The sequence below is a fragment of the Nocardiopsis sp. iso_238 genome, from assembly GCF_056173325.1.
Window position 1 is genome coordinate 2,670,419 of record NZ_CM149668.1, and the last position, 13,914, is coordinate 2,684,332.

The following is a 13,914-nucleotide window of genomic DNA, read 5'->3' on the forward strand; positions in this document are numbered from 1 at the left end:
ATCGCTCTCTCATCCCTTTCGGCTGTGATGGACGGACCATGCAAGCCAAGATCCTCGTCGTCGACGACGAACCCAACATCCTCGACGTGGTCGCCACCGTGCTGGAGTTCCACGGATTCGACGTGCGCACCGCCGCCACCGCCGCCGAGGCCCACACCGCCGCGCACGCGTTCGGGCCCGACCTGGTCGTCCTGGACGTCATGCTCCCCGACGGGGACGGGTTCGACGTGTGCCGCGCTCTGCGCCGTTCACGGCCCGACCTCGGCATCGTCTTCCTCACCGCCAAGGACGCCCACAGCGAGCGGATCGCCGGGCTCACCTACGGCGGCGACGACTACGTCACCAAACCGTTCAACACCGACGAACTGGTGGCCCGGGTGCGCGCCGTCCTGCGCAGGACGCGGCCCGGGAACGGGCCGGAACCGGCGGACGGGGTCCTGCGCTTCGCCGACGTGGAACTGGACGAGCGCGCCTGCGTGGTGCGGCGGGCCGGGAACCCGGTGCCGTTGTCGCGCACCGAGTTCGACCTGCTCCGCTACCTGATGCTCAACAGCGGGCGCGTGCTCTCCCGCCCGCAGATCATCGACGAGGTCTGGAGCGACGGCTACTCGGGCGGCTCCAACATCGTCGACACCTACGTCGGCTACCTGCGCCGCAAGCTCGGCGCCCACGGCCCCAACCTCATCCGGACCCAGCGGGGGTTCGGCTACGCGCTGCGTGAGGGCGACCCCGAATGAGGGCCCCGTGGCGCACCCTGCGCGGACGGATGGTGGTGGTCAACGCCGTCCTGATGTTCCTCGCCCTGAGCGTGGTGGCGGTGGCCAGCTCCATGTTCCTCGGCACCTACCTGGTGGACCGGCTGGACGAACGCATCGAGACCAGCGCCTCGTTCGTCCGCGCCAACCAGGACGACATCTTCGCCAAGAGCCCCGACCAGCTGGTCGAGCAGATCCGCGCTCCGAGCGACTTCGTCGCGGAGTTCGTCACCCAGGTCCCGGGGGACAGCCACCCCAAGGTGCACCGGCTCCAGGGGTCGGGCCCCACCCTGGTGCGCGACATCGACACCGACGGCGCCCCGGAGGGCGTGTTCACGGTCGAGCACGACGGCGCCGAGTACCGGGTCAAGGTGTTGGACCTGCCCGACCAGGACACCGTGGTCCTGCTCGGGGAGCCCCTGCGACCGGTCACCGCCACCGTCCACCGGCTGATCGCCATCCAGGTCCTGGGCGGCCTCGCCATGCTCGGGATCGCGCTGGTCGCCGGAACAGCGGTCATCCGCCGGGGCCTGCGCCCCCTGGACGACGTCGTGGAGACGGCGGAGGCCATCGCCCGGGGCGACCTGGAACGCCGTGTCCCCGAACCCGCGCCGGGCGCCGCCGACGAGGTCAGCCGCCTCACCCTGTCCATCAACCGCATGCTCGCCCGCCTGCGCGGCGCCCTGTACGCCCACGAACAGTCCGAGGAACGGCTGCGCCGGTTCGTCTCGGACGCCTCCCACGAACTGCGCACCCCGCTGACCTCGATCCGCGGCTACCTGCAACTCGTGGCCCAGGGGGTCGTCGACGTCGCCCGGCGCCCGGACGTCATCACCCGCTCCCAGCAGGAGTCCGAGCGCATGGCGGCCATCGTGGACAACCTCCTCTACCTCGCACGCCTGGACGAACGCCCCGTGCCCCGGCACGAGGTGGTCGCCCTCAGCAGGATCGTGGCCGACAGCGTCTCCGACGCCCGCGCCGCCCAGCCCGAACGGGACTGGCGGACCGAGGTCACCGCCGACGGCCTCGTGGTCGGGGACGAACAGGAACTGCGCCAGGCCGTCTCCAACCTGCTGGCCAACGTGCGCGTGCACACCCCGGCCAGCAGTCCGGCGACGGTCCGGCTGCACCGCCGCGACGGCCGCGTGGTCCTCGGGGTCTCCGACGAGGGCCCCGGCGTGGCCGAGGAGAACGCGGCCTTCGTGTTCGAGCGTTTCTACCGGGCCTCCGCCGCGTCCGGCCGCCCCGGCAGCGGGCTCGGGCTTCCCATCGTCCGCGCCGTCATGCGGGCCCACGGAGGAGAGGCGGAGTTCACCTCCACCGCCGCCGAGGGCACCACGGTCACGCTGCGGTTCCCGTCACCGCCGGACCCCGACACGGGCTCCGCGACCGCCGGACGTGACGACGATCTCACTGGTGGAGCGGCCTTCTCATCGAACTCTCATGATCCTCGGCAGTTCGCCTCATCGGCGTCGTATGAGCTGGAAGGCAAGCGTAAGTCGGGGTTGAGAGGAATGAGTATGGCTGGGCTGCTCTATCGTCTGGGTGGGTTCGCCTACCGACGACGATGGCTGGTCGTGTTCTCGTGGCTGCTGGTCCTGGTGCTCGCGGGCGGTGCGGCGCTGATGTTCCGCGCCCCGCTCAACGACGCGCTCAGCATCCCCGGCACCGAGTCGGAACAGGCCACCGACCTGATGGAGGCGCGGTTCTCCACCACGGGTGAGTCCGTCACCGCCGTGCTGCGCGCACCCGACGGCACCGACGTCATCGAGGACGAACAGTACGCCGACGCGGTGCGCGCCACCGCCGACGAACTGGCGGAGATCCCCGGGGTCGACGAGGTGTTCAGCCCGCACGGCATCCTGGAGGACGCCCGCCAGCAGTACGACGACGGGATCGCGGAGGGCGAGGAACAGGCCCTGGAGATCGCGCGCGAACAGGTCGAGGCGATGGTTCCGCCGGAGACCCCCGACCGCGAGCAGGCCGTCGAGGAACTGATGGTCGAGGCCGAGGCGCAGGCGCTCGCCGCCGTCGCCGAGGAGGCCCCCGACTTCGACGACGACGAGGTCCTCGACCAGGTTCCGCAGCTCTCCGACGACCGCGACAGCGTGATGGTCCAGGTCCAGCTGGAGTTCCGCAACGGCGAGGTCCCGGTCGAGACCGTCGAGGCCATCCTCGCCACCGGTGACGAGGCGCGGGCGGCCGGGATGGACGTCGAGTTCAGCGGCCCCTCCATCACCCAGCAGGTGCCCGCCATCATGGGCCCGAGCGAGGTCGTCGGCCTGGTCGCCGCCCTCGTGGTGCTCATCATCAACTTCGGCGCCCTGGTCACCGCCGGTCTGCCCATCCTGCTCGCGCTGATCGGCGTGGGCGTGGGCATGCTCCTGCTCTACGCCTCGTCCAGCCTGATCGAACTCACCAGCACGGCCCCGATCCTGGCGCTCATGCTGGGCATCGCCGTGGGCATCGACTACTCGCTGTTCGTGCTCTCCCGCCACCGCAAGCAGGTGGCGCAGGGCTGGGACCCGGCGGAGTCGGCCGCCCGCGCCATCGGCACCGCGGGCAGCGCCGTGGTCTTCGCGGGGATCACGGTCATCATCGCCCTGCTCGGCTTGTCCGTGGTCCAGATCCCGTTCCTGACCCTCATGGGTGTGGCCGCGATGGTCACGGTCGCGGTGGCGGTGCTCGTCGCGATCACGCTGCTCCCGGCCCTGCTCGGGTTCATCGGCCACCGGGTCACCGCCGGTCGGCTGCCGGTGCTGGGCCGCCGGGCGGAGAGGGCGATGGTCTCCGAGCGCACCATGAGCGCGCGGTGGATCGGCATGGTCATCAAGCGCCCGGTCATCGCGATCGTCGGCGTGACCGCCGTCCTGGGGACGCTCCTGCTTCCCCTGGGCAGCATGCACCTGGGCCTGCCCAGCGACGAGACCAGCTCGACGGACACCACACAGCGCCAGGCCTTCGAGATCATCAGCGACGAGTTCGGCCCCGGGCACACCGCCCAGCTCGCCGTGGTGGCCGACCTGACCGGTCTGCCGGACATGCCCGCCGCCGCCGACGAGGTGGCCGAGCGCATGGAGGGTGTCGACGGGGTCGCGGAGGTGTTCCCGCCCCAGCTCAGCGAGGTGCGGGACACGGCGATCATCGTGGTCATCCCCGAGACCGGCCCCTCGGACACCGCCACCGAGGACGTGCTGCACGACATGCGCGGACTCCAGGGCGAGATCGAGGACGAGATCGGCGCGAAGATCGTGGTGGCCGGTGCCGCCGCCATGGCCATCGACGTCTCCGAACGCCTCGCGGACGCGCTGCCGGTGTTCGCCGCCGTGGTGATCGGCCTGGCCCTGGTGCTGATGACGGTCGTGTTCCGCTCGATCCTGGTGCCGGTCAAGGCGGCGCTGGGGTTCGTGCTCAGCGCGGGCGCCTCCCTGGGCCTGACCGTGGTGGTCTTCCAGTGGGGCTACGGCGCCGGGCTGTTCGGTGTGGAACCCGGCCCGCTCCTGGCGTTCATGCCGACCCTGATGATCGGCATCCTCTTCGGCCTCGCCATGGACTACGAGGTGTTCCTGGTCTCCCGCATGCGGGAGGACCACGTCCACGGCGCCGAACCGATGGCGGCGATCTCCACCGGCTTCACCCAGGGGGCGCGCGTGGTCACGGCGGCCGCGGCCATCATGATCAGCGTCTTCGCGTCCTTCGTCTTCGGCCACGTGGAGATGTTGAAGCCGATCGCGTTCGTCCTCGCCGTGGGCATCCTCATCGACGCCTTCCTGGTCCGGATGACGCTCGGCCCGGCGGTCATGGCGCTGTTCGGCCGGGCCACCTGGTGGCTGCCGAAGTGGCTGGACCGCCTGCTCCCCAACGTGGACATCGAGGGCGACCGACTCGCCCCGGCCACGCCCGTCGGCGGTGCGGCGACCGCTGAAGGCGCGGGCTCCGAGCCCGGCGCGGACGACGGCGACCCCCGGGAGGCCGGTGCCCCGGCCGGATCGTCCCGGTAACGGACGCTCCGAGGAACGGCCCCGCCACGCCCGGCGGGGCCGTTCCCGTACCCGGGGACCCGGCTCCGAGGGCTGTCACGGGCCGTGGCTAGTATGACCCGGATCACTCGACAGCAGCCGGGAGTCCGCACGTGCCAGTGACGCAAGCCAAGCCGCGCCTCGTCCTCACCGCCTCCGCCGCCTCGCTGGCCGTGGTCCTCGCCGCCGGTTGCTCGGGGATGGACTCCGACGGTTCGGCCCACCCCGAGACGTCGGCCATGGAGGGGAGCAGGCTCGACGAGATCCTGGACCGGGGCTCGCTCCATGTGTGCACGACGGGCGACTACCGGCCGTTCACCTTCCTCGACTCCGACCCGGACGAGTTCACCGGCATCGACGTCGACATGGCCCGGGACCTGGCCGACGACCTCGGCGTGGAGATCGAGTGGACCCGGACCACCTGGGACGACCTGATGGAGGACTTCCTCGACGGGTGCGACGTCGCGGTCGGCGGCATCTCGGTCAACACCGAGCGATCCCAGCAGGTGTACTTCTCCGCCCCGCTCATGGAGGACGGCAAGACCCCCATCACCCTGTGCGAGAACGTGGACGACTACCGCACGATCGAGCAGATCAACCAGCCCGGGGTGCGCTCCATCATGCCCAGCGGCGGCACCAACCAGGTGTTCGCCGAGGAGCACTACCCGGACGGCGAACTCATCACGCACGACAACAACACGATCTTCGACGAGATCGTCGCGGGCCGCGCCGACGTGATGACCACCGACGCCTCCGAGGTGCTGTGGGTGGCCAACGAGTACGAGGAGCTGTGCGCCGTCAACCCCGAGGAGCCCTTCGACTTCTTCGAGAAGGCGTTCATGCTGCCCCGGGGCGACGACGTGTTCAAGCACTACGTGGACCAGTGGCTGAACATGGCGCTCAACGACGGTACCTACGACCGGATCGTCGAGCCCTGGTTCGGGGAGGACGTCGAGCTCTGAGCAGGTGACGGGTCCGGGCGCGCCGTACACGGACCCGGCGGCAGGCCCCCGAGCTCCCGCTTGGGACCTTGCCCATGTCGTTGCGGGGCAGCGCCTCCGCCACTCCCGGGTGGGCGAGCAGCGTGTTCTCGATCTCCCCGGCGCCGATCGCGTACCCGCCGCTCTTGACGAGGCCGGTGCCCCTGCGGCCGACCGGCCGCACCCGTCCCTCAGGGGCGAGCACGGCCGTGTCCCCGGTCCGGAACCAGGTGCCGTCCATCACCTCGGCGCCGTCGTCGTCGACCAGGCGCAGCTCCTCCCCGTCCAGCGGGACGCCCACCGTGCCGGGCGCGGTCGGGTCACCCGGACGGACGCTGGTGTTCATGAGGGTCGGTCATCCCATGGCGCTCCACCACGCGCCGCCCGGTGGCGGCGGCTCAGCGCGAGCGGACGTTCCCCGGCAGGAGGAACCCATGTCGAAAAAAGCCAACACGTTGTTGTGAACCAGCAACGCTTTTCCCGTGTCGAAGGGTAGAGGGACCGCGACGGAAGGAAGTACCCCCCATGCGACACCACACCACGTCCATGAGGGCGGCGCTCGTGGCGACCGCCCTGCTGACCACCGGCTGCGGCCTGGGCGGCGACGACCCGGGCGGTGACGGTCCGGGCGGTGACGGTCCGGGCGGCGGAGAGCCTCCGGGGCCGGGAGCCGACCCGGAGGGCGGCTTCGTCAGAGAGGGTTTCGTCGGCACCTGGGACGACTACCTCGACGCCCGCGTCGAGGTCACCGAACTCGCCAACGTGGACGGGATGACCCGGCTGACGATCGAGTACACGAACCTGGAGGACCGCACCATCGAGGGCGGCGCCTACGACAACCCCATGAGCGCCCACTGGTTCCGGATCCTGGACCCCGTCCGGCAGCTCCGCTACGCCCCCCACGGCGACATCGGGGCCGACATCTCCGACTTCTACCGCGAGGAGCTGTGGCAGCCGGGCGTGACCTACGAGCTGGTCGTCTTCTACCCCGAACTGGAGGGCGACCCGGAGCGGCTGACCGTCGAGGGACCCGGCGGCATCGGGGAGTTCGCCGGGGTCCCGGTGGTCGACGGCGAGCCGCGCGACGACCCGTCCGGACTGCCCGAGGAACGCGAGGAGGGATGGCCCCAGGAGGGGGAGACGGTGACCGTGCCGGTCACCGGAGGTCAGCCGGAGGAGGAGGGCACCGTCAACGATGTGGTCTCCCAGGTGGAGACGGTCGTCAGCGGCCGTGAGAGCGACTCCGAACAGGAGACGGTGGCCCTGCGCGCGGACGTCCTCTTCGACTTCGACGAGGCGACGCTCACCTCCGACGCCGCGACCATCCTCACCGACGTCATCGAGGAGACCCGGGAGCGCGCCGACCCGGAGAAGCCCCCGATCACCGTCACCGGGCACACCGACGGCGTGGGGGAGGACGACTACAACCAGACCCTGTCCGAGGAGCGCGCCCAGGCGGTCCGGGACGTGCTGGAGGGCGAACTGGGGGCCGGGTACGAGTACGAGACGGAGGGCGTGGGCGCCGCCGAGCCGGTGGAGACCGAGGGCGGCGACGACGACGCGTGGGCCCGCTCACAGAACCGGCGGGTGGAGATCTCCTACAGCTTCAAGGAGGAGTTCGCCTCCGAGGAGGCCGGGGAGGCGGAGACCGAGGTCGACACCCTCGACATCGCCCCGGAGGACGCCGGGGAACCGGCCGCCTTCAGGGACGTCGAGGGGACCGAGCCCGCCGCCACCGCCACGGCGGAGCAGGAGTACTTCTACGGCGGGGACCTCCGGCACTCCTGGGAACTGGATGTCTTCCCCTTCTACCGCGACGGCGCGTTCCTCGTCGCCCGGTTCGAGGCCACCCACCAGGGCGACACCGTCCCCAGCACCACCAACCCCTTCGGCATCGGCTCGTACTTCGAGTTCAACGCCTTCGACCCCGACACCGGGATCGTCTACACCCAGGCCTTCGACGGCGACCACCTGTCCTTCATCGACCGGGTGGGGTCCCCCCTGTGGCCCGCCGCCACCGCACCCGGCTCCACCCAGTACGGCTACCTCTACCTGACCGCGCCCCCGGCGGAGACCACCGAGCTCACGTTCAACGCGGGCCCGTTCGGGATGCTGGAGGGGATCCCGATCGAGGAGTGACGGCGGGACCGCCCCCGGGGTCCGGGGGCTCGGCCCCGGGCCCCGGGCACGCCGCCCCGGTCAACTCCGCGCGACGGCGGCGAAGTGCGCCACCATCCGGCCGTGGTCGGGAACCAGACCCGTGATCAGCTCCAACGCCTGAGCGGCCTGGAACACCGCCATGCCGCCGCCGTCCAGGGTGGCGCACCCGATCCGCTCGGCCTCGGTGAGCAGCGCGGTGCGCAACGGCCGGTAGACCACGTCGGCCACCCACAGGTGCGGGCGCAGGACCTCCGGGGCCACCGGCGGGTCCGGGTGGTGGGCCATCCCGGCCGGGGTGGCGTTCACCAGCCCGTCCGCCTCGGTCAGGAGCCCGGCCACCTCCGAGGGCGGCACCGCCCGGCACCGCCTCCCGGGAAACCGTTCCGTCAGGTCCCGGGCGAGACCGCTGGCCCGGCCCCGGTCGGTGTCCACCACCGCCAGATCCCGTACCCCGGAGGTCATGAGGGCGTGGGCGACCGCCGCACCGGCCCCGCCCGCGCCCAGGAGGACCACGCTCCGCCTGGGCGCCGCGGGCAGCCCCAGCTCCAGGGAGAGCGCGAACGCCGACCAGTCCGTGTTGTGCCCGACCGCGCGTGCGCCGTCGAACACCACGGTGTTCACCGCTCCCAGAGCGGCCGCGTCGGGCGTGAGTCCGTCCAGGTGGGGGAGGACGAGCTGCTTGCAGGGGTGGGTGATGTTCAGTCCGTCGAACCCGTACCGGGGGGCCGAGCGGACGAGCTCACCGACCGACGACGCCGACAGGCCCCAGGTGTCCAGGTCGATCCGGCGGTAGACCAGGCGGCGCCCGAGCTCGGCGGCCTCCGTCTCGTGCATGGCCGGGGTCAGGGAGGGGCCGATTCCCGAACCGATCAGTCCCACCAGGAAGGAGGGTACGTCGGGGGCGGGGGCGGGGGCCGGTGCCCGCACGGTCCCGTCGCCGCTCGTCGGGCCCCTCACGTCCACTGCTCCGAACGGTGCCGCGCGCGGTGCGCCGCCATCCGCACCGGGGTGTTGGCCGCCCCGTACCCCTCGTAGCCGTTCACGCGCTGCACGACCTCAAGGAACAACCGGCCGCCCATCAGGGGTGTGTAGAGGTGCCAGAACTCGCCCGCGCCGTCCGTGTCGTGGAGGATGCCCAGGCCGCGCATGAGGGCGAGCCGCGCCGGGGACAGGTCCGTCCTGGCGGCGAGGTCGTCGTAGTGGTTGTCGGGGACCCGGATCGGAGGCTCCCCGGCGGCGACCATCGCGCGGGCGACCGCGACGATGTCGTCACAGGCCAGGGCGATGTGCTGGGATCCGCCGGTGGCGTCCGCCTGGGGGCCGCGCCCCAGCACGGACACGTTCAGCGCGACGCGGGGCCCCGCCCCCGGGTCGTCCGGCCGTGTCAGGACCCGGCTCCGGACCAGCCCGTCGGGAGAGGACAGGTCGGTGTTCTCCGACGGGGAGAGCCCGAACAGGGTCCGGTAGAACAGGGAGGCCTCGTCGAAGTGGTCGAACGGCTGGTGCAGACCGACGTGGTCGATTCCGGTGACCGGGGTCGGCGCTCCGTCGCTCCGGTGGTCGACCGCGGGCGCCGAGAAGTCCTCCGTCCAGTCCGCCCCACCGGACGACTCGGGCGGGCACAGGAAGACGGCGGTGCCGTCGGGGGCGGCGACCGCGCGTATCCGCGCCTCCGAGGGGTCGCGGCGGCGGGTCAGGGCCGGAGCCGAGAGGGCCTCCGCCCTGGCCGAGGCCAGGGCGGGATCGGAGACCTCGACGCCCAGCGCCGTCACCGCCGCGTCGCCGGTCCAGGTGTGCCCGAGTCGCGGGTCGGCGGAGTTCAGCAGCACCCGCGCGCGCCCGTGCTCCCAGAGTTCGACGGGCTTGGACCGGTGGTCGCGGGTGTGCGCGAAACCCAGCGCCGACAACACCGAGCGGGTGCGTCCGGCGGCCGGTTCAGCGGCCGCGACCTCGACGAACGCCAGGTTCCCGGGTGGCGCGAGGTCCGGGAGCCGGTTCAGGTGAACGGGGCCGTCCCGGTGCGGGTCCGGGGCGCGCCCCGGACCGTCGGACTCCCGGGCCCGTGCCACCGTGTCCTCCAGGGCGGACAGCGAGCGCAGGGCGTCCGCGGCCGTCCGGTCCGGGTCGGAGGCGCGGAAGACGTCGTTGAACACCTCCAGGGACAGCGGGCCCCGGTAGCCCGCGGCGATCACGTGGCCGGTGAACTCCGCCAGGTCGAAGCCGCCCTGCCCGGGGAAGCAGCGGTGGTGGCGGCTCCACTGGAGCACGTCCATGTCCATGCGCGGAGCGTCGGCCAGCTGGAGGAAGAGGATCTTCTCCGCGGGGATGTCCCGGACACCCGAGGGGTCGTCACCCCTGGAGAGGATGTGGAAGCTGTCCAGACACAGGCCGAGTGAGGGGTGGTCGGCGGCTTCGACGATCCGCCACGAGTGCTCGTAGGTCGAGACGCGGCGCCCCCAGGCGAGCGCCTCGTAGGCGACGCGCACCCCGTAGGGTTCGGCGGTCTCGGCCAGGGAACGCAGCTGGGCGGCGGCCAGGGCGTCGTCGTCGATGGCTGACGCCGTCGCGTTGGAGCAGACCAGCAGGGTGTCCACCCCGAGTTCGACCATGAGCGCGAACTTGGCCTCGGCCCGCCTCAGGTTGGCCGCCAGCCGGGTGTCGTCCACGCCCTCGAAGTCCCGGAAGGGCTGGTAGAGGTCGATGGTCAGGCCGAGTTCCCCGGCCAGGGCGCGGATCTCGCGCGGAGTCAGGGGGGAGGAGACGAGGTCGTTCTCGAAGATCTCCACGCCGTCGAAGCCGACCTTGGCGGCCGCGCTCAGTTTCTCTTCCAGGGTTCCGCTGAGGGAGACCGTGGCGATGGATCGCCGCATGTCCGTCAGACTCCGTTTCCGTTCTCGGGGCAGGGGGTGCTCACGCCGCACCGGTGTCGGGCGGTGCGGTGCGGGGAGGGGACGGGGCCGGTGGCGTTCGGGGCCCTGACGGCCCCCGTGGTCAGGCCGACTCCCGGAAGGCCTCGTAGAGCTCCAGCTCCTCGCCCTCGAGCGTGGACAGGAAGTGCTCGTGGACCTGCGTGCGGAACGCCTCCACGTCCACGTCGTCGACGACCTCCATGGCGCCGCCGGCCTCCCACTCGGCGAGGACCTCCGCCTCCGCCTCCTCGATGCAGGCGCGGTTCTCCTCCCGGACCTGGCTGACCGCCTCCTGGAGCACCTCCCGCTGCCCCTCGGAGAGCCCTTCCCAGGTCTGCCCCGAGACCACGATCATCTGGGAGCCGATCTGGTGCCCGGAGAGGCTGACATGGGACTGCACCTCGGAGTAGTTGTCGGCGTCGACGGTCGCGATCGGGTTCTCCTGGCCGTCGACGGTCCCCTGCTGGAGGGCCATGTAGACCTCCTCGAAGGCGACCGTGGTCGGGCTGGCCCCCATCGCCTCGGCGTTGGCCAGGTAGATGGGGGAATCGGGGAACCGCATCCGCAGGCCGGAGAGGTCGGCGGGGGTGCGGATCGGCTGGTTGGCGGTGAAGTGCCGGTCGCCGAAGTACCAGACGTCGAGGATCTTGGCCCCGGTGGCCTCCTCGAACCCCTGCTTGGCGGCGTCGGCGGCCTCGGAGTCGAAGAAGGAGAACATGTGGTCGGCGTCGTCGAAGGCGTACGCGGCGTCGAAGACGCCGATCGGCGGGTGGGCGGAGCCCAGGGCCGCCGAGCCCTGCACGTCCATGTCGATGTCGCCGGACATCACGGACGCGAAGGTCTCGGTGTTGTCGCCCAGCTGGCTGCCGGGGAAGGTGTCCACACGGAGGCCGGCGTCGGCCTCGGCCACGTGTTCGGCCACCAGGTCGATGCCGCATCGGGTGTGCGGGTGGTCCTCGGTGTAGCTGTTGGAGAAGGTGAGGACGGTGCCGTCGGAGTCGTCGCCGGAACCGCAGGCGGTGAGGACGAGGGCCGCGGCTGGCAGGAGCGCGGCGACGCGGAGACCGGTGTTCATGGTGGGGCCTTTCGGTGGGGCGTGGGGAGTGGGTGCGGGCGGGGTGCCGTGGGTGGCGGCGTCCGGCGGACGGCGTCGCTAGAGGCCGAGTCGCCCGGGGAGGAACAGGACGAGTTCGGGGGCCACGGTGAGCAGGCCGAGGACCGCCAGGAGCGGGATCAGGAACGGGGCGGTACCGCGGAACACCTCGTGCATGGGGGTTCGGGTCGCCGACCCCAGGACGAAGAGCACGCCGCCGATGGGTGGGGTGAGCAGACCGATCATCAGGTTCACGATGGCGATCACCCCGAAGTGGACCGGGTCGACGCCGAACTGCACGGCGATCGGCAGGAGGACCGGCACCGTGATGACCAGGGCCGCGATGGGCTCCAGGATGGTGCCGATCAGGATGAGCGCCACGTTCACCAGCAGGAGGAACACGACGGGGCTGTCCGTGAAGCCGAGCAGGAACGAGGCGATGTCCTGCGGCACCCGCTCGCGGGCCAGGACCCAGCCCAGCAGCCCCGACGCGGCGAGGATCAGGGTGATCGACGCCGCCGTGGTGGCGGTCTCGACGGCGATGCCCCACAGGGAGCGAAGGGTCAGGCGCCGGTAGCAGAACCCGAGGACGAGGACGTAGGCCACGCCGACGGCGGCGGCCTCGGTCGGGGTGAACAGACCGCTGAGGATGCCCCCGAGCAGCAGGACCGGCGCCCCCAGGGGACCGATGACGCGGAGGGCGGCGGACCGGAACTCTCCGGGGGCCGAGCGCCGTCCGGCGAGCTGGGGCTGTTTGCGGCTCCAGACGAAGACGTACAGTGCGAGGCCGCCCGCGATGAGCAGGGCCGGGACCACGGCGGCGGCGAACAGCGCGGCGGTCGAGACCGCCGCCACCGACGCGTAGACGATCGCGGGGATGCTCGGCGGCATCACCGGGCTGATGAGGCTGGAGGAGGCGGTCAGCCCCAGGGCGAAGCGCCTGGGGTACCCCCGGCTGGTCATGGCCGGGACGAGCATCTTGCCCATGCCCGCGACGTCGGCCAGGGCCGTGCCGCTGATCCACGAGAAGCCGACGCTGACGCCGATGTTCACGTAGCCCAGGCTGGCGCGCACCCGGCCGAACAGCACCTGGGCGAAGGCGAAGATGCGGTCCGCGATCCCCGTGCGGTTGGCGACCACTCCCAGCAGGACGAACAGCGGGACCGCGAGCAGCGGGAAGCTGTTGACCTCCTGCGCCGCCGTGCGCAGGCTCAGCCCCGTCGACTGGTCCGTGACGACCATGTAGAGCAGGGTCGGCCCGAGGATCGCGAAGGCCACGGGGACCCGCAGCACCAGGAGGACGAGAATGCCGGTGACGACCAGTGCGGCGCTCATTCGGCACGCTCCTCGGGGGTGGACTCCAGGGCCGGGGGCGCGGGAAGGAGGGTGTTGGCCAGGGCGCGCAGCGCCGCGAGGGACAGCCCGATCATGGGGATCACGTAGGTCCAGGACAGGGGGAGGTTCAGGGCCGGGGTGGTCTGCGGGGAACCACCGAAGACCAGTTCGGCCGCCTCGAACACGAACCCCGCGGCGACCGCGGCGACGACGACGTTGGCCAGGACCCAGACCCCGCGCAGGAACCGCCCGCGGGCGACGTGGTCGACGAGCTTCAGGGTGATGTGCTCGTCCCGGCCCACCAGGTATCCGGCCAGGGAGAAGGTCAGCCACACCAGGCCGAACCTGGCCAGTTCGCCGGTCCAGACCCAGCCGGCGACCGGAAGGTGGCGCTGGGTCGCCTGGACGAGCATCAGGGTGAAGACGAGGGTGAGCAGGAGGGCTCCGACGACGAGTTCGGCCCTCTCCAGGTAGCGGACCACCGTCCGTACGGGGCCCGGGGGCCCGGTGTCGTTCGGTTCGGGGGGTTGGGTCATCCCAGTCGGCTCCAGTCGGGAGGACACGGCTTCGCGCTGATCAGCGACCGTGGACGTGGTGGGTGTCACATTTTTGTGAACTCTAGGTATCCGTTCACAGCTGTGGCAAGCGATTGCCAAAAGTTGT

At 71.5% G+C, this 13,914-nt stretch carries 10 protein-coding genes; 4 read left to right on the forward strand and 6 right to left on the reverse strand.

Features of this window, described 5'->3' with window-relative positions:
* Positions 1-38: 38 nt before the first annotated feature.
* From AC0VYL_RS11825 to AC0VYL_RS11835, 3 genes are all read left to right on the forward strand, one after another.
* Positions 39-737 (forward strand): response regulator transcription factor, encoded by a 699-nt coding sequence (locus AC0VYL_RS11825; protein ID WP_475483144.1) that lies wholly within the window; start codon positions 39-41, stop codon positions 735-737.
* Positions 734-4,756, forward strand: coding sequence for an MMPL family transporter (locus tag AC0VYL_RS11830; protein ID WP_475483145.1), 4,023 nt, complete (start codon positions 734-736; stop codon positions 4,754-4,756). Before AC0VYL_RS11825 ends, AC0VYL_RS11830 begins: the two co-directional genes overlap by 4 nt.
* Positions 4,757-4,887: 131 nt before the next feature.
* Positions 4,888-5,736 carry a transporter substrate-binding domain-containing protein gene (locus tag AC0VYL_RS11835; RefSeq protein ID WP_475483146.1) on the forward strand — a complete coding sequence of 283 codons (849 nt, stop codon included), beginning with the start codon at positions 4,888-4,890 and terminating at the stop codon, positions 5,734-5,736.
* On the opposite strand, the gene AC0VYL_RS11840 is transcribed toward AC0VYL_RS11835, so the two are convergent.
* Positions 5,675-6,100, reverse strand: coding sequence for a hypothetical protein (locus AC0VYL_RS11840; protein ID WP_475483147.1), 426 nt, complete (start codon positions 6,098-6,100; stop codon positions 5,675-5,677). The two genes, AC0VYL_RS11835 and AC0VYL_RS11840, sit on opposite strands and share 62 nt — an antisense overlap.
* Before the next feature lie 179 nt (positions 6,101-6,279).
* Between AC0VYL_RS11840 and AC0VYL_RS11845 the strand changes: the two genes are divergently transcribed.
* The gene (locus AC0VYL_RS11845) at positions 6,280-7,893 is read left to right on the forward strand and encodes an OmpA family protein (RefSeq protein WP_475483148.1); all 1,614 of its coding nucleotides are present in this window, start codon (positions 6,280-6,282) and stop codon (positions 7,891-7,893) included.
* A gap of 60 nt (positions 7,894-7,953) precedes the next feature.
* On the opposite strand, the gene AC0VYL_RS11850 is transcribed toward AC0VYL_RS11845, so the two are convergent.
* From AC0VYL_RS11850 to AC0VYL_RS11870, 5 genes are all read right to left on the reverse strand, one after another.
* Positions 7,954-8,871 carry a shikimate dehydrogenase gene (locus AC0VYL_RS11850; protein ID WP_475483149.1) on the reverse strand — a complete coding sequence of 306 codons (918 nt, stop codon included), beginning with the start codon at positions 8,869-8,871 and terminating at the stop codon, positions 7,954-7,956.
* A complete protein-coding gene (locus AC0VYL_RS11855) occupies positions 8,868-10,784 on the reverse strand; it encodes a TIM barrel protein (protein WP_475483150.1) in 1,917 nt (638 codons plus the stop codon). Before AC0VYL_RS11855 ends, AC0VYL_RS11850 begins: the two co-directional genes overlap by 4 nt.
* Before the next feature lie 121 nt (positions 10,785-10,905).
* On the reverse strand, positions 10,906-11,898 hold the full coding sequence (locus AC0VYL_RS11860) for a DctP family TRAP transporter solute-binding subunit (protein ID WP_475483151.1): 993 nt from the start codon (positions 11,896-11,898) through the stop codon (positions 10,906-10,908).
* A 78-nt stretch (positions 11,899-11,976) separates the two neighbouring features.
* Positions 11,977-13,251, reverse strand: a complete 1,275-nt coding sequence (locus AC0VYL_RS11865; RefSeq protein ID WP_475462790.1) for a TRAP transporter large permease — start codon at positions 13,249-13,251, stop codon at positions 11,977-11,979.
* The gene (locus AC0VYL_RS11870) at positions 13,248-13,787 is read right to left on the reverse strand and encodes a TRAP transporter small permease (protein ID WP_475462791.1); all 540 of its coding nucleotides are present in this window, start codon (positions 13,785-13,787) and stop codon (positions 13,248-13,250) included. The genes AC0VYL_RS11865 and AC0VYL_RS11870 overlap by 4 nt, the downstream gene beginning before the upstream one ends.
* Between the last annotated feature and the right edge of the window lie 127 nt (positions 13,788-13,914).